The organism is Paenibacillus sp. NAIST15-1 (genome assembly GCF_001894745.1).
GTDB lineage: Bacteria > Bacillota > Bacilli > Paenibacillales > Paenibacillaceae > Paenibacillus_B > Paenibacillus_B suaedae.
Genome location: NZ_BBYF01000021.1, coordinates 80488 through 101945 on the forward strand (window position 1 = coordinate 80488; position 21458 = coordinate 101945).

Genomic DNA, 21458 nt, shown 5'->3' on the forward strand with positions numbered 1-21458 from the left:
GTGTGATCATTATATTCTGTACGTACGCTGATAGTTCATTGACCCGATGTAGGCTTATCCACCCGTCCAAGTCCCTCAATGAGGGGCAATCTATTGATTACAAATGCAAAATTATTTACAAATGCAAATACATTTCATATTGCTCGAGCTCATTTCGATTGAATCCATGCTTAGATACAAAACCTTCTAGATAATGATTATTCGCAAAAGAAACCGATACTCGCTCTGGCTGCTTCTCTCTTATCATTGTCAGCAGCATATCCGTTGCAATCCCCTGATTTCGATATTCAACATCTACATAGAGAAAACTAACCTTGCCACTAACATTCATACATAAACTTGCAATGACCTTATCGTCTTTATAAGCTGCAACATAGTTATTGGTGTCAGACAGCCTCATGTAGTCCAGATCATTCTGCCAATTGATATGCGAAATACGCCAATTGTGCACATGCCGCTCAAAACATTCGAACGGAACTGGCTTTATGTCATACCCCTCAACATTTCTGCCCAAGATACTTGCTGGATGATGCAATGTAAAATAGCTAAGATCGTATACCTTGGAGTAGCCTTTCTTTTTATAGAATTGGATCGCTCTGTCATTCCCAACAATGACTTCAAGGAATAGCTGCCCACAACCGCACTCCACTGCTCTAGCCTTGTGCAGCTCGAATAATTTTGAGCTCACTCCGATTCCACGATAATTAGGATGGATTGCAAGTGCTCCACAGCGCATCGTTAATATGCCTTCATATCTCTTCAATCCGCCTAGCATCAGTCCGACTGGGCGTTCCCCATCCATCGCAATATAGGAATTCTCCAACTGGTTGCCTTCAACGCCAAAGAAACGAGTCTTGAACATCTCCTCGGAGATTTCCATATTCACGATATAATCAGAAAAGCCAACTGTAAACGCTTCATAAATGTTTGAAATATCTACTTCTGAACATGCAAGATACTTTATCATTTGCCATCATCCTCCAGTTCATTCCTCTCGGGACATATCTTACTCCACACAAAGAAAAGAAATCAACCAAAAGGTTGATTTCAAGGTAGCTCAATCTAACTTACATGTTGGCTCAATGTAAAGTTGCAGGGGCAGACCTCTGCTGCCTTGCAGAGATGGAGGCGGGATTGGTATGCTTAAGTATGAAGGCAATTTGCCCTGCATGAAGACTGGTATGATACAACAGGCGTCCAACCGCTTGTAGCGGTGTGATGGTTCCCATTGGCGACTTCACCGGAACATGCCATGCTTGTTCAGGCAGCGTACACATCGCTTGACGAATATGATGTTGCGAATGTTGAATCAATTGCAGCATGTCAAGTATGCTTGTATATCGATTCGGATCGCCTGACGGCCCTCGACTCGTTCGAATTTCCACATCCGCAGGCAACTCTTGGCCAAAGTACCACTCTGTGAATAAATATTCCACCTCTGCATTGTGTCTAATCATGTAGCCAATTGTGGCACTTCCCACTCCATAACTCAATTCATCATCAGTCAGTTCCTGCACCATCTGATAGAACCGTTCTTGGATCGTATCCCATATGACCGATACCGTATCGTACGTCATTCCTTCATCCCCCTCCTACGTTGTGCGAAATCGTTCAGACGGTTGATGTCCATCTCTGGCAACATGATCGAAGCGCAATGCTTCCAAATCAATATCATAGGCTTGGCCAAATCCAGCAACATACCGTCCTTCTGTAGGTGTCAGTTCAAACAATGAGAAATCAAGTCCTCTTAGCATCTGAATTAGACTTGATCCAAACGACGCTTCAAACGCAGCAAATATGTCCTCATTCGCCTCATTGTCCAGCCTTGCCGCTTGACATGCAAAGCGAGCACGTTGTCTAGCGAACATGTTTCCGGTCTTGGACTCATCTTCAATCATGAGAACATCTACACACGGATTATGCTCAAGATACCGATAATGCTGGGCAATTTTACTCAAATAAATATACAGCTTGCCATCCTTCCGCACATAGGGAGCGTATGAGCCAAACGGAGAGCCATCTTCGGCAATTGTGCTGAGCACTACAGATTGAACACTATCAATAAAATTCATATATTTTTGTTTCATTTTGTCATTATCCTGTTGCTTCATTCCCATTCCTCGCTTCCTTATTCCATTTATTCAACACATGTATTCGTGGATGTTCTCGATCCGGTAAATACTGAATATCTGCATCTACTCCATATACACTGCGAATCAGGTCTGATGTAAATACCGTACCCGGGGTACCACAAATGCGGATTCCCCCGCTCTGGATGACACATACTCGGTCACTGTAGGCACTGGCATGGTTCAAGTCATGCAGCACCATAATAACGGTTAGATTCAGATCACGATTTAGTTTGCGAACCAATTCCAAAACCTCAAGCTGATGCGCGATATCGAGAAAAGTCGTTGGTTCATCCAACAACAGCACTTTTGGCCGCTGGGCCAGCGCCATTGCAATCCATGCGCGCTGAGCCTCTCCACCTGACAAGGATACAACCGTTCTCTCCTTATAGGAGGTCATCCCCGTTAGCTCCATTGCCCAGCAGATAATCTCCTTGTCCTCATCATTCATCCGTTCATACCATTTCTTATGGGACATTCGCCCATATCCAACCAGTTCTTCTACGGTCATATCGGAAGGGCTTGAATTGGATTGGCACAACATGCACATGATCTGCGACAGCTGTTTCGAACTGAACTGCTGCAATTCCTCATTCGCAATACAAATTCGCCCACTATCACAGGGAATTAATCGAGTAATTGCCTTCAGAACAGTAGATTTGCCCGATCCGTTAGGGCCGATGATTGTAAGCACCTCGCCTTCATTCACATGAAGCGAGAAATCGTGCACAATCTGTCTGTTCCCATAACGAATGTTCAGTGATGACAGATGCAGCATCAATCAGCCATCCCCTTTCCGCATCAAATATAAGAAGTACGGCCCTCCTACCATGGCCATGACAATTCCTGCGGGAATCTCTACAGGACTGAAGATTGTCCGACCAATCGTATCAGCGATGAGGAGCACCATTGAACCAAGAACAAGACTAAGAGGAAGACGATAACGATAGTCAGAGCCGATCAGTATTCTCGCAATGTGCGGCACAAGCAGACCTACGAACCCAACAAGCCCGACCGTCGACACAGATATCGCTGCTAAATATACCGCAATAAAAGAAAGCAGGATTCGAATATGAGTCAGGTTAAGCCCTAAATTGTGTGCCACCTGCTCGCCCAATCGCAAAATATTCGCATGTCGTATACATAGCAGTGCTGCTGCCCATCCTATCAACGAATACGGAAGAATGACGAGTACATCCGCCATGCTGGTACTGGATAAACTCCCGTTCAACCATTGCAGAGCAGCAGGAAGCCTGTCGCTATACAAGATGGAGAGCAGTCCAATCATTCCTCCAAATACTGCATTAACAGCTACCCCAGACAAAATGATGCGCACAGGTGTTAAACCGAAGTGCTTTTTCCATGCGAGTCCATAAACCATAAGCGCTGCAATACTGCCCCCCACAATTGCCGCGAGCGGTACCATCGAATAATACCCAGGAATAACAAGCATAATGAACAGTACCGTTACTGCCGCACCGCTCGATACTCCAGTGAGTCCTGGATCTGCAAGCGGATTGAGCACCACTGCCTGCATTAGTGCGCCTGAAGCGGCCAGATTAGCACCAATAAATAAGGCCATCAGCACCCTCGGAATGCGAATATCCCACAATATCGTATTGGCGACATCATTCCCGTATCCGAGTACAGCATCTAGCGTTTCCTTCATACTGAACTGCACGCTCCCAATCCCGATGGAGAGCAGCGTCAGAATGGCAAGCAGAGCAACAGCTAGAAGGAGTAGGATATATTTATGTCGTGACGTACTCTTCTTCACTCCGCAAGAACCCCTTATTCACCAAATAGAATGTATGCCATATCTTTATAGGCTGCAGGCGCCTTGACTATAGACGCAATACCGTACAATTTGGAATCAAGAGCCTTCAATTTTCCATTTTTAAAGGCATTCATTTTCTCCCAAGCGCCATTCTTCTTCACGTCATCCTCAAATTTCTTGGCAACCGCATTCGGATCGCCGTGCGCGACCAGCAAGATGGCATCAGGATTTGCAGCTATCACACTCTCCATATTGAGCGGTACATAGTCCTCTGACTTCTTCATGACGTCAGACAACACATTTGTAGCCCCCAAATTGCGTGCAATACTTCCGGCGAATGTATTGTCATTCATTAGCATCAAGGCTTCAGCTGAACCAAACAGAATCATTACCTTTGGTGCAGGCTTGCCCTTTACGGAATCAAGTACCGTCTGCTCCTCATGCTGAATCTTCTCCAGATAAGCATTTGCCCTGTCTTCTCGGCCGAACACACGTCCTAGTACAGTCATTGATAATTTCAACTGTTCTAACGAATCTGCCGGCAAATAAGCCGTAGGCAATGACGCTGGCTTCAACTTCTTCTCAATGCTGTCTTTAATAGACATTGGGCTTACGATTACATCTGGCTGCAGTTTAGCGATTTGCTCGAGATCAGGCTGGTGTGAAGAACCGACGCGGGGGACGTTATCAAATGCTTCTGGCAGTTTATTGCTTGACTTAGGAACACCGGCTGGCGTTACCCCGATTTCGTTCAAAATCTCCGTAATGGAGACTGATAATGTCACAATCTTCTCTGGCTGCTTCGTCCCGAATTGCTTCAAGAGCTTCTCTACTTCAGGGTCTTCTTCCGGCTTCTTATCAACATGGTTTGGCAAGTCTTGACCTGAATTTGTTGTGAACTTAGCCGCTGGCACCGAACCAGTGACCGTCGAATTCTCCTTCGCATTGCCGCAAGCGGCAAGCACGACGATCATGAGTGCAATGACCCCGTATTTGATAAATTTCATTGATTATGTATGCCTCCTTGACACCTTTTATATGAGAATCGTTATCACTATTATGATAACGATTCTCATTATATAGATATTGATTCTCATTATCAATATGATTTTTAATCTGATTCTCATTTGATTATCATAAAGCTCGATATTTGCTGTAGTGATGCGACTTTCACGGATCGAAGGAAGATTATGGAGGCAAAAAGATATGCTATGCTGATTGCAAGTCAACTAGGCGGTTATCACATTTGTTTATCCATAAGGAGGATTACAACATGAACAACATCATGGCAACACGAATGGGAAAAACTCTACTCAGCATCGGAATATGCGCAACGCTCGCCTTGTCGGGTAGCATTGTTAGTGACGCTGCAGTCATGAAGGTGGAAGCAGCCTCCTCTACTTCCGTAGCAAATAAAGTGATCCAAACAGGCAAGAAATTTATGGGGACGCCATATGTATTCGGTGCATCAACAGGAAGAACGAGTGCATTTGATTGCTCTTCCTTTACACAATATATTTTCAAAAAGAATGGCATTAACCTCCCTCGCTCTTCCAGAGAGCAATCGCGAGTGGGTACGAAAGTCTCTAAGAGCCAATTGAAGGCGGGAGACCTTATCTTCTCTGACACGAATCGTGATGGCATCATCAATCACGTATCGGTATACATGGGCAATAACAAAGTCATCCACACGTATAAGAAAGGTGTAGGAGTGACGATTTCCAACTTTAAAGGCAGTGCGTGGGACAAGACCTTTAAAACAGCACGTCGTGTGATTAAATAAGCGTGAAATTAATAGAGGAGCCCATATCATTCGGATATGAGCTCCTCTTCTTTTTATCCTTCCGAGGAATGAAGATGGATAACGAAGAATATATTGTCCCCTCCAACTTCTCCTCCTAACCTACTTACGGCAGTTCCCATTCCTCATTATCGGTTCGATATATGTTCATATCCAACCGGCTCACACTGCAGCAGCAGCGCTTATGAACTAGTGGTGATATGTCGGTGCATAGAACGATTATTTATTGTACAATATAAGAAACTCTACCTGACGTATGGGCAAGAATAACGATGAACGAATGCTTCTGGATTTGTTCAATGCGGTTCGAACTCCTAGGCTCATGTGAACGCGTCAAGTTCTGTTTCTATTGTGACCTCATTGTTAGATACGTTGCGTATACAAAGTGTCGAGGTCATCCATCCCACACATAGGAAGGAGAAACATCAATGAACAAGGAACAAGTGGAACGAATTCATACGGGAGAGGGTTTTATTGCAGCATTGGATCAGAGTGGCGGTAGCACGCCGAAGGCTCTGCTGCAATATGGGGTTACAGAAGATCGTTACTCCAATGACGAGGAAATGTTCGAGCAGGTTCACGAGATGCGCACACGCATAATTACGAGCTCAGCATTTGATTCGAAGTACATATTGGGGGCCATCTTATTTGAGAATACGATGGATCGGACGATCGATGGACAGTTTACCGCAGATTATTTGTGGGAAAAGAAAGGCATCGTACCTTTTTTGAAGGTGGACAAAGGATTGGCTGATCTTGAACAGGGTGTTCAACTGATGAAGCCTATGCCTGATCTGAACGACCTACTGAAGCGTGCAGTCGAGAAGCATATTTTCGGCACGAAGATGCGCTCAGTCATTAAGGAAGCGAACGCAGAAGGAATACGTAAAGTAGTCGAACAGCAATTCGAATTCGGCAAGCAGATTTGGTCTATGGGTCTTGTCCCAATTATTGAACCTGAAGTCGACATCTATAGCAAGGACAAGCAGCAATCGGAACAAATATTGAAGGATGAGCTTCTGAAGCAATTGAATGCGCTTGGCGAAGACGTAAGAGTCATGCTGAAGCTGTCCATCCCTACTGTCGATGATTTCTATCGTGAATTGATTGAAGATCCGCATGTGCTCCGCGTTGTAGCCTTGTCAGGCGGATACGATCAAGATGAGGCGAATGAAAGACTGGCTCGCAATCATGGACTCATTGCCAGCTTCTCACGCGCCTTGTCGGTAGGATTAACAGCGCAGCAGACAGCTAAGGAATTCGATGAGACTCTGTCCCGCTCTATTCATTCCATCTACGAAGCTTCCATTAGCTAACATGAATGTGCTTGCATGACGGACATCTCAATTAGCAGTGGACAGTCATGTGTAAATAGGATAGCAACTCCCGCGAATGCAGCCATTCACGGGAGTTTTTTTGTTTACTGACACTTTAGCATCCGACCGAATTCAGATGTAGATCCGATATTAAGACCACGGATTATTCATATTCCGTTCACCCGCTTGGCTGATTAGAACACTCTCAGGAACGCAGCTGATTACTTGTCAGAAAGGCTTCAATCGTAGGACTCACCGTTCGATAGACCAGACTGATGGGACGACTTGTCGCCTGCTTCAATGGTCTGATCGCGATCTGCTCATTGGATTGAAACAACAGCTTTGGCCCAATGGTAACACCGATCTCTTGGGATACCATGTTCATAATCGTGTTACAATGCAGGACTTCCATCAGCACATTTGGCGTTACCCCATGATCAGACAGACACTCCATCACCTGTGAATGATAGGACGCCATAGGCATGATGAAATCGACACCCTCAAGCTGCGAGATATCGATTGTGTCCAGCTGTGCAAGTGGGTGCTTCGGCGACATACCGATGACAAGCTCATCTTCATGAATGAATACTTGATGCAGATCTTGGTTCTGTCCCGCATTCATCATAAATCCAATATCCACAGTTCCCTTTCGAATCCATTCTTGAACTTCTTCATACGTTCCCTCAAATAAAATCACTTTCACACGCGGATGATGTTTTTTGATTTGTGCAATCATCGGTGGCAGCAATTGTGACGCTGCACTTGTAAAAGCACCGATTCTAAGCAAACCTTCAAGCTGGTTGTTCTCTAGCGATACTTCCTCGCGAATAATTGCTTCGCTGCGCAGAATTTGCATCATATGCGGAATAAGACGATCTGCTAACACTGTCGTACTAATCTTAGCTTGCTTGCCTCGATTCAGCAGCGCATGACCAAGCTCCTTCTCCAAACTCGCAATCGCATGGCTAACCGCAGACTGAGTCATATTCAACTGCTCAGCAGCCTTCGTGAAATTCCCCTGCTCCACTACCTTCATGAACACTTCATAGCGCGCCAATGTCATGAGTTATCCTCATACCTTTCATGCCAAACATTAATTTCACTAATATAAGTATACTCGATACAATACATTCAGAACAGATGCTTGCTCTTACAGCGATCCATGTGTTTCATGCATATTATCATAAGGTTGGTGATCATCTTGAGAAACATTACTCTTCTACTATTCGGCATGTTCGCCCTAGGTGCTGATGCCTATGTGATGGCCGGAATACTCCCCCTTATCGCAGGAGACTTTAACATTTCTATTGGTGCGGCAGGACAATCGGTCAGTACGTTCACCCTCTGCTATGCCATCGCAGCTCCTTTCTTTGCAGCTGTCTTAAGTAGAGCGAATACGAAGCATATTTTACTTGCTGCATTATCGCTCTTTACTTTGGCCAATATCCTGACTGCGATTGCGCATCATTTTGCCGTATTGCTAATATCTAGGGGAATAGCAGGAATCGGAGCGGGATTATATTCGCCATTGGCATCCTCTGCGGCCGTTCATCTTGCTCCTGAAGGGCAGCGAGGTCGAGCCTTAAGTTTAATCTTGTTTGGCATGAGTGCTGGAACGGTAATCGGGGTGCCGTTAGGGATTTATATCTCTTCCTTGCAGAATTGGCGATTGACGATGTGGTTTATTGTATTGGTCAGTCTTCTGGGTATCATCACAATGGCAAGCCGGTTTCCCACAATTCACAGCAATAGCTTGCCTACGTTAAGCGATAGATTGTCGCTGTTTAAAAATAAGCAGATCACGCTCGTTATGCTTGTGACGGCGATTTTAAGCTTTTGCAGCCTAGGACTATATACGTATTTGGATCGAATCATCGCCGCATTCGAATATGAGCAATCAATTTGGTTCATTTGGATGTGGGGGCTAGGAGGAATCGCTGGCAGCTTCTTGATCGGCTCAATCATGGATCGATTTAAGCGCCCGCGAACGATTATGCTTATTCTGATCATCCTGCTAATGATGTCCATGATGCTCATGGGTAGTGTTCATCAAAACGCAGCAAGTCTCGCTTTCTTGCTCATGCTGTGGGGTTCGGCGGGTTGGGCGTCCATAGCTGCCCAGCAGAAAACACTTGTTGAAATCAGTCCAAGCCATGCAACAATCTCTATCGCACTGCTTAGCTCGATGAACTATTTGGCGGGATCTGTCGGTACAATGACCTTCGGTGCCTTGCTTGAGCGGAATGCGGATCCTGCCAATCTCCCCTATCTCGCAGGAATGGTTCTCGTCGCTGGATTCTTGCTTCAATGCTTATTCATGCACAAGGCCCGAATCAGAAGTCGCACATCGGCATAACGTGCCCACTACAAAGAAGGATGGACTTCATAATGAAGCCCATCCTTCTTTCTATCATTCCGATAAATTGCGTACATTCGCTTCGTGATGCGGTTTGTCCACAATACGGCTTTTGCTGTCCTTGTCCTGAACCGGGACAATGCCGAATGCAATCCATGACCATGAAGTAAGACGCGAAATCATATATACGATGAACCAAGAACCAATGAAGGCAAATATCCAGCCGCCTGCAATATACAGTGCATACTCGAGCATATTTCCCTTAATCCCTATTTTCCGATAGATAAAGAGCAGGAACGGATGCAGCAAATATATGCCGAATGAGCATGCTCCGATGGAAGTAACCCAGGAAGATATACGTCTGCCACAGCGGTAAAATAGAACAAATGCAATCTGGATCAAAATAATGCACGACAATAAGGAATGAATATACCAGACAAGCTCATACCACAAGGTGTTGACGAATATCTTGCCAACATTCGCACGATAAAACATGTATGCATGATAGATTCCAAGCCCAATCCATACACTCCATAAGACGACCCAGCCTACAATTTGCTTATATCCCTTCGACAAGTGAACAAGCCAATTCCGGATCGATTCATAATGCATAGCGATCCATGCCCCGAATATGAAGTATGACAGATAGGAGATTGCCAGATTCCCTCTTGGGATTTGCCAACCATACTTATTGACAATGATAAATCCCCATTGCAGCAGTGCAGCTGCCAGGAACATGAGCGGCACAGTCCGACGCATCTTTTGGAATACAGCCAGCAATAACGGAAACAATATATAAAACTGAACCATAATAATTATGTAATAGAGGTGCGTATACGCCCTGCCGCCGAACAGAGCTTTTATAAAGTCATATGCCACCGCCCACGATAGATCGAATAACATGTCGCTGCGATAGAGCTTCAATAAATAATAGAAGGCGGAAAAAACAAGGTATGGTACTAATATGTACAGTAATCGTTTCCGGTAAAACTGTCGTATCGTTCCTCCGCTTAACGGCTTGTCCGCATAATTATAAAACAATACGAACCCACTTAAAAAAATAAAAACGGGTACGGCAAATTTACTAAAGGTATTTATCAATAAGTAAAGCGGGTATGCCCGACTGCCGATTGTCGCTGCCAGCGCTTCCGATGTCGCATGGATCGCCAGCACCGCCATGATAGCAAGTGCCCGATAAGCATCGAGCTCTTGTATTCGTTCTCTCTTTGTCACGTATTTACAACTCCTCATTTGAGTTTTCTTATCATACGAAAAGTGCTCTTCACCATATCTAACAATCGAAAAGCCAAAAATGTGACATTGACAAAAAATTTTTTTATATAAAAATTGTAGCACAAAAAAAGACCGAGTGCGGGAACATTTCGTCCCTGCTCTCGATCTTCTTCTGAACATTTACTTTTGCTGCTTGGTTTCCCGCGACCTATCCAATATCTCTTGCCCCTTGATTTGAAGTTCAGCAACCGCCTCATCCAGTGTTTTCTCTTTTTCAATCACAGAATTCAATGCATCCGACAGTAAAGCATCAAATTCGGAATGGAATCCTGCCGTAATACTCTTTTTATCAGACACTCCACTGACTTGCATTGGCTTTAACAGATAGAACGCATCCGTTTCCCGCCCTCTAAAATCCTTGAAATAGTCTGACCGCGTGGGGAGTGTATCGTTCATTGCCTTGCCAGCAACCTGTGCCATTTCCGACCCGTTCACGAACTTGACGAATTCCCAAGCTGCCCGCTTGTTTGGAGAATCCGCAGATATGGCATAGATTTCCGACAATTTCACGTAAGCCGATTCATCGGGCATAGCAGGATTAACGGGCGCGGCCGCGATGCCCCAGTCGATCTCCGGTGTCTTCGAGTAGTATGGAATATCCCGCAAGAAGGAAGCAAACCACGGCGCTTGAATCGTCATTGCGGCATGACCCATGTAGAACATCTCGTTAGATCGGCTGTACTGCTTCAAGTAGTCTCTATGTTTCTCATAGTCGGCGTCATCGTATCCATCAAGCTGTTCGCCTTCCTTCATTGGAGGAGGAGCATAAGCCGCATGATTGCGGACGGCATCTGCCGTCATCTTCATCGCTTCTTTCCAACCATCCGAATCGATCAACAGCTTGCCTGATTTCGCGTCAACTAGCTTAAGTGCCGATGCAGCAGCGATATCATACATCAAACTTGCTGGCCCTTTCGTTTGATACAAACCAAACACTTGCTTCTTTCCTGATTCGACGCTCGCAAATCTCTCTGCCAGATCAAGAAGCTCCTTCCACGTCATTTTCCCGTTTGGCGGCTCAATTTGATACTTCTTGAACAAATTGCGATTATAATAGATGACATTTGTCTCGAAGGATGGGGTAAGCCCGTATAGCTTTCCGTTCCCTTTTGCCCGCAGCCTATCAATAAGTCCAGGCATGAATCCGTCCAGCTTGTATTGATCCTGGCTAATAGCCGGCTCAATGTCATACAACTTTCCTTCTTGAGCGAAGGCCTCAAACATGCTTTCATTCAAAAACAGCACGTCCGGCTTGTATTTATCGAGCAGCTTTTTCTTTTCCTCTGTCAAATTGAATGCCTCGTTTTTTTCGGCTTCGTCAAATAATTCTGCTTCACTGATAACCTCAATGTCGATATCAGGGTTCATCATTTTAAAGAAGTTCCCATAATCACTATAAAATCGATCTTCATCTTGATAGACGACCCTGATTTTCCCCTTGCCGTCCTTTAATGGCGCAAGCTCTGATCGTTCTCCGAAGCAGCCGCTTAAGAGTGATATCATTGTCAGCAGTACTATACAAATCTTCCACTTTTTTAGCACGTATTTCACACTCTCCCTATTTTGCTTTGTCCTTGTTTGCAGCTTCTCGTACTTTCATTAGCAATTCCTGTGCCTTCTCCTCAAGAGCAGCTGCTGCCTCATCAACTGTTTTCTCGTTCGCGACGACGGCATCCAGCTCCACACGCAGCGGCTTATCGAATAATACGAAGAACTTGAACGGGATACGCGCATCTCTCTGAATGTTGTTCTCCGTCCTGATCTTCGGCACATAGAACGGATCCGTACTTCTGCCCTTTATGTCCTTCAAATAACCGTTGCGTGAAGGAAGCTCGTCCCACAGTGCACGAGAACGGGCCTGCGCCATTTCCGGGCCGTTCACGAACTTGACGAATTCCCAGGCTGCACGCTTGTTGGCGGAGTCGGCTGCAACTGCATAGATGTATCCAAATTCGATACTTGAAGAATCCATTGCAGGATCGATTGGCGCTGTAACTACACCCCAATCTTTCTTACTATTTCTAAGCTCCTGAGCTGTGTTAGCATTGCTTATCATCATCGCAGCTTGATCATTACGAAAATAACTTTTTTACGTATGAATTTGGCCTTCCGGATGGAAGAACACCGTTTTGCTGCGCATCGCATCTGTTGTCTGCTTGATCGCTCTTTTCCAGCCCTCTGTGTTCAGAAGCACCTTCTCTCCCTTCGGATCGAACAGTCTCAATCCAGAGGTATCGGCGATTTCGAACAAGAAGTAGCGTAAACTTCCTACCCATTCGTAGTATCCGTGCACCTTATTCTCGCCGCTTCCGATATTGGCAAATCTCGCAGACAAATCCAACACTTCCTGCCAGGTCATATTGTTCTTCGGCGGTTCGATTTGATGCTCCTTGAACAACGCTGCGTTATAGTATAAAACCTGTCTGTCGACAAAAGGAGCAAGCCCGTATAGCTTGCCGTTGCCTAAGCTTTTGATTCTGTCGATCAACCCCGGTAAAAAGCCCTTCATATCATAGTCATCCTGCCGGATTACTTCCTCTAACTCGTACAGCTTGCCATCTTTCGCAAATGATTGAAACGTTTCTCCATACATCCTTAATACGTCAGCACCGGAGTTCTCCAGCAGTTTCTTCTTTTCCGCATCCCAATCTTCCGCGCTAATCGTCTTCCCAAGATTTTTGAGCACCTGAATCTCCGAGATGACTTCGACTTCAATCTGCGGATATTTCATATGAAAATACTTCCCGTAATCGCGGTAGAATGCCTCCTCATCCTGATAGAGCACCTTGATTTTACTTGGCTGCAATGGCTCCAGCGCTTCCTTCTTGCCGAAGCAGCCGCCCATTAGGGAAATGATCGTCAACAGCAGAATTGCAACTTTCCATCTATGATGCATATTTTTCTAGCTCCTTCTTGATTAAACCTGTACGTAGTAGCGAACCCTTTGCTTCTTCTATTGTGGAATGTAATCATAGGCAGCTTGTGAAGCCTTTCAATGCTTCTTCTCCGGTGCTTCACGCACTTTTAGGAGTACCTCTCGCCCCTTGATCTCCAGCTCCGCTAACGCTTCGTCCACTGATTTCTTATTATCAATAACAGCTTGCATCTCTTCCTGCAACGGCTTATCGAACAGTTGGATGAAGCCAGCTGGAACATGTTCATTCATCCATACTGCATCCCTCTGCCTGACCTTCAGCAAATAAAATACTTCCATGCTCTTGCCGTCGATTTCCTTTGCATAGCCGGTACGTGTAGGGAGTGAACCGTTCATTGTTCTTGAACGAGATTGGGCCATTCCCTCTCCATTCGCGAACTTGACAAATTCCCAGGCAGCACGCTTATTCGGCGAATCGGCTGCAATTGCAACGATTTGGTTGAGAGAAATCGACTGTGACGGTTCCGCAGGATCGATTGGCACCGTGACGGCGCCCCAATCTATCGGCTTCCCTCCAAAACTAGTCCGATGCTTCAATTCCAACATCACGAAAGCATTTGCACGCATCATCGCAGCTTTTCCTTCGAAAAAGTAGCTTTTTTGTGTATACATTTGACCCTCTGGATGGAAAAACAACGATTTATTGCGTATCGCATCCCCTGTAAGCTTCATTGCTTGTTTCCATCCATCCGAATTCAGAAGCACCTTCTCTCCCTTTGGATCGAACAGCCTAAAACCGTACGTATCAGCGATTCGATACATCAGCCTGCCTGGATCTCCGAAGTATTCATACAAGCCGTACACCTTACTGTCGCCAGCACCGACATTAGAAAATCTCGCGGCCAAATGAAATAGTTCCTGCCAGGTCATGTTGTTCCTCGGCGGTTCGATTTGATGCTCCTTAAATAAGGCCTTGTTATAATAAAGAACCTCCCTGTCGAAGGATGGCGCCAGTCCGTACAGCTTGCCGTTGCCCATATTTTTGATATTGTCCAGCAATCCCGGCATAAATCCATCCACATCATATTCATCCTGGCGGATCGCGCCCTCCAAATCATACAGCTTGCCATCTTGAGCAAATAGCTTGAATATATAATCATCCAGTAAAAATACATCCGCCCCCGAGTTCTCCAGCAGCTTCTTTTTTTCTACAAAATAGTCATCCGCATTAATGATTTTCCCAAGCTTTTTCAGCACCTGCGTCTCCGGAATGACCTCGACCTCAATTTGCGGATATTTCATATGAAAATATTTCCCGTAATCGTGGTAGAAGGCTTCCTCATCCTGATAGACCACCTTGATTTTGCTTGGCTGCAGCGGTTCCAGCACTTGCTTCTTGCCGAAGCAGCCGCTTATCAAAGAGAGGATCGTTAGCAGCAGGATTGCTATTTTCCATTTGTTATGCACGTTGTTTCCTCACCGTTCCTTTACTTATGAGCTTCCTTTGAGCTTCCTATTGCCTTCTTTTTCGACTCTTCTTGCAATTTAGACAATATCTCCTGCCCCTTTATCTCCAACGCGGCAGCCGCTTCATCTACTGACTTCTTGTTATCGATAACGGCCTGAAGCTCTCCCTCCAGCGTCTTATTGAAGAGCCTGTAAAATTCGGATTCGGATACATTCCCCCCTATACTGTCTCTGTTCTTGACATTCAACATATAGAATGCTTCCATGCTCTTTCCTTTAAATTCCTTCAAATAGCCCGTACGCGAAGGCATAGCGCCGCTCATCGTCCTTGAACGGGCATGAGCCATCTCCGGACCGCTTGTGAACTTAACGAATTCCCAGGCAGCTCGTTTATTTGGCGAGTTGGCTGAGACTGCAAAGAGCGAATAGAGAGAAACACCTATCGATTCGTACCCGGGTTCAATTGGAAAAGTAACAACTTCCCAATCCACCGGCACGTCGTTATTTCTGACGAATCCCGTTATTGGAGTGGTACCTATCGTCATAGCGGCCTGACCGTTATAGAAGTCGTTTTCTGATGGATAGATCTGCTCTTCTGGAGCGAAATATACCGCTTCGCTGCGCACGGCATCCGTCGCCAGTTTTATTGCTTTTTTCCAACTATCTGAATTGATTAGCACCTTCTTCCCTTTCGGATCGAATAGCTTCAATCCAGAACTATCGGCGATATCGAACATCACCGTGCCCGCATCGCCATAGGAATAGTACATGCCATGTACGGGATCGTTACCTTGTTTGACATTAGTGAATCTCGAAGCTAAATGAAGTACCTCCTGCCAAGTCATCTTGTTCGTAGGCGGGTCGATCTGATTTTCCTTGAACAATTTTGTATTGTAGTACAGCGCACGAACGCTTACTTGGGGAGTCAACCCATACAACTTGCCGTTGCCCAGGTTTTTGATCGAATCGATAAGCCCCGGCATAAACTCCTCGACATTATAGCCGTCCTGCCCGATGACTTCTCCAATATCATAAAGCTTCCCGTCGGCGGCGAATTGCTCGAACATTCCGCTGTCCAGCATATATACATCTACATCCGCCTTCTCGAGCAGCTTCTTTACTTCCGCCTCATATTCATCCGCGCGAATCATCTTCCCGAGATTTTTGAGCACTTGAACCTCCGGAATGACTTCAACCTCAATCTGTGGATATTTCATACTGAAGTACTTTCCGTAATCATGGTAGAAGGCCTCCTCATCTTGATAGACCAGCTTGATCTTGCTTGGCTGCAGCGGTTCCAGCGGTTCCAGCACTTCCTTCTTGCCCAAGCAGCCGCCTATGAATGACAAAATCAATACGAGTATCACTGCAAATCTTAATCTTTGTACATATTTCTTCTTCTCCATCTCCGTTCTTCTCCATCTCCGTTCTTCTCCATCTCCATTCTTTTCTCCGGGGAAGGAACCCGTTTTAGATTCACCCTCCCAAGAAGCTTTCCTAATATATAACAATCCGGATTATGTGAAATGTGACGCATTCCGAAATTTACTGAGTCAAAGAACAAGCACTGATTTCGGTTTGAGTCAAAATTGTGCACAAAAAAAGATCGAGAGCAGGAACATTTCGTCGTCCCTGCTCTCGATCTTTTTCTGAACCATTTACTATTACTGCTTGGTTTCCCGCGACCTATCCAATATCTCTTGTCCCTTGATTTGAAGCTCGGCAACTGCATCGTCCAGTGTTTTCTCTTTTTCAATCACAGAATTCAATGCATCCGACAGTAAAGCATCAAATTCGGAATGGAAACCCGCCGGAATACTCTTTTTATCAGACACTCCACTGACTTGCATTGGCTTTAACAGATAGAACGCATCCGTTTCCCGCCCTCTAAAATCCTTGAAATAGTCTGACCGCGTGGGGAGCGTATCGTTCATTGCCTTCCCCGCAACCTGTGCCATTTCCGGACCATTCACGAACTTGACAAATTCCCAAGCCGCCCGCTTATTCGGAGAATCCGCTGATATGGCATAGATTTCCGACAATTTCACGTAAGCCGATTCATCGGGCATAGCAGGATTAACAGGTGCGGCCGCGATGCCCCAGTCGATCTCCGGGGTCTTCGAATAGTAGGGAATATCCCGCAAGAAGGAAGCAAACCACGGCGCTTGAATCGTCATGGCTGCATGACCCATGTAGAACATCTCGTTAGATCGGCTGTACTGCTTCAAGTAGTCTCTATGTTTCTCATAGTCGGCGTCATCGTATCCATCAAGCTGTTCGCCTTCCTTCATTGGAGGAGGAGCATAAGCCGCATGATTGCGGACGGCATCTGCCGTCATCTTCATCGCTTCTTTCCAACCATCCGAATCGATCAACAGCTTGCCTGATTTCGCATCAACTAGCTTAAGTGCCGATGCAGCAGCGATATCATACAACAAACTTGCTGGACCTCTCGTTTGATACAAGCCAAACACTTGCTTCTTTCCCGATTCGACACTCGCAAATCTCTCTGCCAGATCAAGAAGCTCCTTCCACGTCATTTTCCCGTTTGGCGGCTCGATTTGATACTTCTTGAACAAATTGCGATTATAATAGATGACATTTGTCTCGAAGGATGGAGTAAGCCCGTACAACTTTCCGTTCCCTTTTGCCCGCAGCCTATCGATAAGTCCAGGCATGAATCCGTCCAGCTTGTATTGATCCTGGCTAATAGCCGGCTCTATGTCATACAACCTTCCTTCTTGAGCGAAGGCCTCAAACATGCTTTCATTCAAAAACAGTACGTCCGGCTTATATTTGTCGAGCAGCTTTTTCTTCTCCTCGGTCAAATTGAATGCCCCGTTTTTCTCCGCATCATCAAACAATTCCGCTTCACTGATAACCTCAATATCAATGTCAGGGTTCATCATTTTAAAGAAGTTCCCATAATCACTATAAAATCGATCTTCATCTTGATAGACGACCCTGATCTTCCCCTTGCCGTCCTTTAATGGCGCAAGCTCTGATCGTTCTCCGAAGCAGCCGCTTAAAAGAGACATGATCGTCAGCAGCATAATGATGCTCTTCCCATTTTTCAACACGTTCCACACGCTCCCTATTTTGCCTTGTCCTTGTTTGCTGATTCTCGTACTTTCATTAGCAATTCCTGTGCCTTCACCTCAAGAGCAGCTGCCGCCTCATCAACTGTTTTCTCGTTCGCGACGACGGCATCCAACTCCACACGCAGCAGCTTATCGAATGATGGGAAGAACCCGGATGGGATACGCTCATCTCTCTCAATGTTGTTCTCCGCCCTGATCTTTGGCATATAGTACGGGTCCGTACTTCTGCCCTTTATGTCCTTCATATAGCCGTTGCGCGAAGGAAGCTGGCCCTTAAGTGTACGAGAGCGGGCCTGCGCCATTTCCGGGCCATTCACGAACTTGACGAATTCCCAGGCTGCACGCTTGTTGGCGGAGTCGGCTGCAACTGCATAGATGAATTCAAAGTCGATACTTGAAGAATCCATTGCAGGATCTATTGGCGCTGTAACGACACCCCAATCTTTCTTGTTATTGATAAGCTCCAGGGATGTGTAAGCATTGCTAATCATCATCGCAGCTTGATCATTATAAAAATAACTTTTTTGCGAATAAATCTGGCCTTCCGGATGGAAAAATACCGTTTTGCTGCGCATCGCATCTGTTGTCTGCTTGATCGCTTTTTTCCAGCCCTCAGTGTTCAGAATCACCTTCTCTCCCTTCGGATCGAACAGCCTCAATCCAGAGGTATCGGCGATTCTAAACAAGAAGTAGCGTAAGCTTCCTATCCATTCGTAGTACCCGTGCACCTTACTTTCGCCGCTTCCAATATTGGCAAATCTTTCAGACAAATCAAACACTTCCTGCCAGGTCATATTGTTCTTTGGCGGTTCGATGTGATGCTCTTTGAACAATGCTGCGTTATAGTATAAAGCCTGTCGATCCACATAAGGAGCAAGCCCATACAGCTTGCCATTGCCTAAGCTTTTAATTCTGTCGATTACCCCTGGCAAAAAGCCCTGCATATCATAGTCGTCCTGCCGGATTACATCCTCTAACTCATACAACATGCCATTTTTCGCAAATGATTGAAACATATTTGTCTCCATCCTTAATACGTCAGCACCGGAGTTTTTCAGCAGTTTCTTCATTTCCGCGTCCCAATCTTCTCCGCTAATCATAGGGCCGAGATTTTTGAGCACCTGAACCTGAGGGATGACTTCAACTTCAATCTGCGGATATTTCATATGAAAATACTTCCCGTAATCGCGGTAGAAGGCGTCCTCATCCTGGTAGACCACCTTGATTTTGCTTGGCTGCAATGGCTCAAGCACTTCCTTCTTGCCGAAGCAACCGCTCATTAGGGAAACGATCGTCAACAGCAGAATTGCAACTTTCCATCTATGATGCATATTTTTCTAGCTCCTTTTTTTGATTAAACCTGTACGAAGTAGCGAACCCTTTGCTTCTTCTATTGTGAAATATAAATACAGATTTCTTATGAAGCCTTTTAAGGCTTCTTCTCCGCTGCTTCGCGCGCTTTTAGGAGTACCTCTTGCCCCTTGATCTCCAACTCGGCTAACGCTTCGTCCACTGATTTCTTATTATCAATAACAGCTTGCATCTCTTCCTGCAGCGGCTTATCGAACAATCGGAAGAAGACATCTGGAACATGCTCATTCATCCATATCGTGTTCCCCTGCTTGACCTTCAGCAGATAGAAGGCTTCCGTGCTCTTGCCGTCGATTTCCTTTGCATAGCCGGTACGTGAGGGGAGCGAGCCGTTTATTGTTCTTGAACGAGATTGGGCCATTTCCTCTCCATTCACGAACTTGACGAATTCCCAGGCTGCACGTTTATTCGGCGAGTCGGCTGCAATTGCAGCGATTTCGAAAAGAGAAATGGATTGCGATGGCTCCGCAGGATCAATCGGCACCGTGACCGCGCCCCAATCTATCGGCTTCTCCCCCTCCACATAAGTAGGCCGCTGCTTCAATTCCATCATCACGAAGGAATTCGCAATCATCATTGCGGCTTTCCCTTCGAAAAAGTAGCTTTTTTGTGTATACACTTGACTCTCAGGATGGAAATAGACCGATTTATTGCGTACCGCACCCACTGCCAGCTTCATTGCATCTTTCCAGCCCTCTGAATTTAGAAGCACCTTCTCTACCTTTGGATCGAACAGTCTTAAGCCGGATGTATCAGCGATTTGATACATCAGCCTGCCTGGGTCTCCGAAGTATTCATACAAGCCGTACACCTTATTGTCGCCAGCACCAATATTAGAAAATCTCGCAGCCAAATCAAATAGTTCCTGCCAGGTCATGCTGTTCCTCGGTGGTTCGATTTGATGCTCCTTAAATAAGGCCTTGTTATAATATAGAACCTCCCTGTTGAAGGATGGAGCCAGTCCGTACAGCTTCCCGTTGCCCAAACTTTTGATCTTGTCCAGCAATCCCGGCATAAATCCATCCACATCATACTCATCCTGGCGGATCGCGTCCTCCAAATCATACAGCTTGCCATCTTGGGCAAAGAGCTTGAATATATAATCGTCCAGTAAAAATACATCCGCGCCCGAGCTCTCCAGCAGCTTCTTTTTTTCTACAAAATAGTCATCCGCATTAATGATTTTCCCAAGCTTTTTCAGCAGCTGCATCTCGGGAATAACCTCGACCTCAATTTGCGGATATTTCATTTGAAAATACTTCCCGTAATCGCGGTAGAAGGCGTCCTCATCCCGGTAGACCACCTTGATTTTGCTTGGCTGCAGCGGTTCCAGCACTTCCTTCTTGCCCAAGCAACCGCTCATTAAGAAAACGATCGTTAGCAGCAGGATCGTTATTTTCCATTTGTGATGCACGTTTCCCCACCCTTTACATTCCTTATGTGTTTCCTTATGTGTTTCCTTTTGTCTTCTGTTTTGCTTCTTCTTGCAATTTGGATAATAGCTCCTGCCCCTTTATCTCCAAGGCGGCAGCCGCTTCATCTACTGACTTCTTGTGATCGATAACGGCCTGAAGCTCTTCCTCCAGCGTCTTATAGAACTTCCCGAAGAAAGGAATTGGAACATAGTCATTCATCCAGACGCTGTTGTGCTGAGTCTTCAGCATATAGAACGGTTCCATGCTCTTGCCCTTGAATTCCTTCAAATAACCGGTACGTGAAGGTAAATTACCAGTCATCGTCCGTGATCGGGCATGAGCCATTTCCGATCCGCTTGTAAACTTGACGAATTCCCAAGCAGCGCGCTTGTTGGTCGAATTCGCAGAAACCGCAAAAAGCGGATAAAAGGAAACATTCGTCGATTCCACCCCAGGCTCAATTGGGACAGTGACGACCTCCCAATCTACCGGCTCACCATCGTTAAATCTCCCTCAAAATGATTAAGTTTCCTCACTCAGACTCATGAATTCGCAGG

Annotated in this window: 18 protein-coding genes and 1 pseudogene; 3 read left to right on the plus strand and 16 right to left on the minus strand. The window is 45.7% G+C overall.

Annotated features, from left to right (window positions below):
• Positions 1 to 115 precede the first annotated feature (115 nt).
• From PBN151_RS27170 to PBN151_RS27195, 6 genes are all read right to left on the minus strand, one after another.
• Positions 116 to 967, minus strand: a complete 852-nt coding sequence (locus tag PBN151_RS27170) for a GNAT family N-acetyltransferase (RefSeq protein ID WP_072731745.1) — start codon at positions 965 to 967, stop codon at positions 116 to 118.
• A gap of 112 nt (positions 968 to 1079) precedes the next feature.
• Positions 1080 to 1577 (minus strand): DinB family protein, encoded by a 498-nt coding sequence (locus PBN151_RS27175; RefSeq protein ID WP_072731747.1) that lies wholly within the window; start codon positions 1575 to 1577, stop codon positions 1080 to 1082.
• 15 nt (positions 1578 to 1592) lie between these two features.
• Entirely contained in the window at positions 1593 to 2087 is a 495-nt protein-coding gene (locus tag PBN151_RS27180; protein WP_370510460.1) for a HugZ family pyridoxamine 5'-phosphate oxidase, read from the minus strand.
• A 7-nt stretch (positions 2088 to 2094) separates the two neighbouring features.
• Positions 2095 to 2907, minus strand: coding sequence for an ABC transporter ATP-binding protein (locus PBN151_RS27185; RefSeq protein WP_072731780.1), 813 nt, complete (start codon positions 2905 to 2907; stop codon positions 2095 to 2097).
• Between the two features lie 3 nt (positions 2908 to 2910).
• On the minus strand, positions 2911 to 3906 hold the full coding sequence (locus PBN151_RS27190) for a FecCD family ABC transporter permease (protein WP_072731749.1): 996 nt from the start codon (positions 3904 to 3906) through the stop codon (positions 2911 to 2913).
• A gap of 14 nt (positions 3907 to 3920) precedes the next feature.
• A complete protein-coding gene (locus PBN151_RS27195) occupies positions 3921 to 4913 on the minus strand; it encodes a helical backbone metal receptor (RefSeq protein ID WP_072731750.1) in 993 nt (330 codons plus the stop codon).
• 266 nt (positions 4914 to 5179) lie between these two features.
• On the opposite strand from PBN151_RS27195, the gene PBN151_RS27200 reads away from it, so the two are divergent.
• On the plus strand, positions 5180 to 5689 hold the full coding sequence (locus PBN151_RS27200) for a C40 family peptidase (RefSeq protein WP_072731752.1): 510 nt from the start codon (positions 5180 to 5182) through the stop codon (positions 5687 to 5689).
• Between the two features lie 446 nt (positions 5690 to 6135).
• Positions 6136 to 7023: a fructose bisphosphate aldolase gene (locus PBN151_RS27205; RefSeq protein ID WP_072731753.1), complete on the plus strand. Its 888-nt coding sequence runs from the start codon at positions 6136 to 6138 to the stop codon at positions 7021 to 7023.
• Positions 7024 to 7228: 205 nt separating this feature from the next.
• On the opposite strand, the gene PBN151_RS27210 is transcribed toward PBN151_RS27205, so the two are convergent.
• The gene (locus tag PBN151_RS27210; protein ID WP_072731755.1) at positions 7229 to 8086 is read right to left on the minus strand and encodes a LysR family transcriptional regulator; all 858 of its coding nucleotides are present in this window, start codon (positions 8084 to 8086) and stop codon (positions 7229 to 7231) included.
• A gap of 138 nt (positions 8087 to 8224) precedes the next feature.
• On the opposite strand from PBN151_RS27210, the gene PBN151_RS27215 reads away from it, so the two are divergent.
• Positions 8225 to 9379 carry an MFS transporter gene (locus tag PBN151_RS27215; protein WP_072731756.1) on the plus strand — a complete coding sequence of 385 codons (1155 nt, stop codon included), beginning with the start codon at positions 8225 to 8227 and terminating at the stop codon, positions 9377 to 9379.
• Between the two features lie 54 nt (positions 9380 to 9433).
• Here PBN151_RS27215 and PBN151_RS27220 read toward each other — a convergent pair whose 3' ends face one another.
• The 9 genes and pseudogenes from PBN151_RS27220 to PBN151_RS27260 form a co-directional block, all read right to left on the minus strand.
• Positions 9434 to 10612, minus strand: coding sequence for an acyltransferase (locus tag PBN151_RS27220; RefSeq protein ID WP_072731758.1), 1179 nt, complete (start codon positions 10610 to 10612; stop codon positions 9434 to 9436).
• A 180-nt stretch (positions 10613 to 10792) separates the two neighbouring features.
• Positions 10793 to 12175 carry an ABC transporter substrate-binding protein gene (locus tag PBN151_RS27225; RefSeq protein ID WP_227775140.1) on the minus strand — a complete coding sequence of 461 codons (1383 nt, stop codon included), beginning with the start codon at positions 12173 to 12175 and terminating at the stop codon, positions 10793 to 10795.
• A 55-nt stretch (positions 12176 to 12230) separates the two neighbouring features.
• Positions 12231 to 13568: pseudogene (locus PBN151_RS27230) on the minus strand (ABC transporter substrate-binding protein).
• A 96-nt stretch (positions 13569 to 13664) separates the two neighbouring features.
• Positions 13665 to 15014 (minus strand): ABC transporter substrate-binding protein, encoded by a 1350-nt coding sequence (locus PBN151_RS27235; protein WP_072731761.1) that lies wholly within the window; start codon positions 15012 to 15014, stop codon positions 13665 to 13667.
• A gap of 20 nt (positions 15015 to 15034) precedes the next feature.
• Positions 15035 to 16420, minus strand: coding sequence for an ABC transporter substrate-binding protein (locus PBN151_RS27240; RefSeq protein WP_072731763.1), 1386 nt, complete (start codon positions 16418 to 16420; stop codon positions 15035 to 15037).
• A gap of 258 nt (positions 16421 to 16678) precedes the next feature.
• The gene (locus PBN151_RS27245; protein WP_227775141.1) at positions 16679 to 18094 is read right to left on the minus strand and encodes an ABC transporter substrate-binding protein; all 1416 of its coding nucleotides are present in this window, start codon (positions 18092 to 18094) and stop codon (positions 16679 to 16681) included.
• A gap of 14 nt (positions 18095 to 18108) precedes the next feature.
• Positions 18109 to 19446 carry an ABC transporter substrate-binding protein gene (locus tag PBN151_RS27250; RefSeq protein ID WP_072731765.1) on the minus strand — a complete coding sequence of 446 codons (1338 nt, stop codon included), beginning with the start codon at positions 19444 to 19446 and terminating at the stop codon, positions 18109 to 18111.
• A gap of 98 nt (positions 19447 to 19544) precedes the next feature.
• Positions 19545 to 20900 carry an ABC transporter substrate-binding protein gene (locus tag PBN151_RS27255; protein WP_072731766.1) on the minus strand — a complete coding sequence of 452 codons (1356 nt, stop codon included), beginning with the start codon at positions 20898 to 20900 and terminating at the stop codon, positions 19545 to 19547.
• A 34-nt stretch (positions 20901 to 20934) separates the two neighbouring features.
• Positions 20935 to 21351: a type 2 periplasmic-binding domain-containing protein gene (locus tag PBN151_RS27260; protein WP_072731768.1), complete on the minus strand. Its 417-nt coding sequence runs from the start codon at positions 21349 to 21351 to the stop codon at positions 20935 to 20937.
• Positions 21352 to 21458: the final 107 nt, after the last annotated feature.

Excerpts from the sequence above, each read along its gene's own strand:
- PBN151_RS27250 (WP_072731765.1), bottom strand. The coding sequence starts at position 19,446 with ATGCATCATAGATGGAAAGTTGCAATTCTGCTGTTGACGATCGTTTCC.
- PBN151_RS27200 (WP_072731752.1), top strand. The coding sequence starts at position 5,180 with ATGAACAACATCATGGCAACACGAATGGGAAAAACTCTACTCAGCATC.
- PBN151_RS27240 (WP_072731763.1), bottom strand. The coding sequence starts at position 16,420 with ATGGAGAAGAAGAAATATGTACAAAGATTAAGATTTGCAGTGATACTC.
- PBN151_RS27225 (WP_227775140.1), bottom strand. The coding sequence starts at position 12,175 with ATGATATCACTCTTAAGCGGCTGCTTCGGAGAACGATCAGAGCTTGCG.
- PBN151_RS27175 (WP_072731747.1), bottom strand. The coding sequence starts at position 1,577 with ATGACGTACGATACGGTATCGGTCATATGGGATACGATCCAAGAACGG.
- PBN151_RS27170 (WP_072731745.1), bottom strand. The coding sequence starts at position 967 with ATGATAAAGTATCTTGCATGTTCAGAAGTAGATATTTCAAACATTTAT.
- PBN151_RS27195 (WP_072731750.1), bottom strand. The coding sequence starts at position 4,913 with ATGAAATTTATCAAATACGGGGTCATTGCACTCATGATCGTCGTGCTT.
- PBN151_RS27210 (WP_072731755.1), bottom strand. The coding sequence starts at position 8,086 with ATGACATTGGCGCGCTATGAAGTGTTCATGAAGGTAGTGGAGCAGGGG.
- PBN151_RS27185 (WP_072731780.1), bottom strand. The coding sequence starts at position 2,907 with ATGCTGCATCTGTCATCACTGAACATTCGTTATGGGAACAGACAGATT.
- PBN151_RS27180 (WP_370510460.1), bottom strand. The coding sequence starts at position 2,087 with ATGAAACAAAAATATATGAATTTTATTGATAGTGTTCAATCTGTAGTG.
- PBN151_RS27205 (WP_072731753.1), top strand. The coding sequence starts at position 6,136 with ATGAACAAGGAACAAGTGGAACGAATTCATACGGGAGAGGGTTTTATT.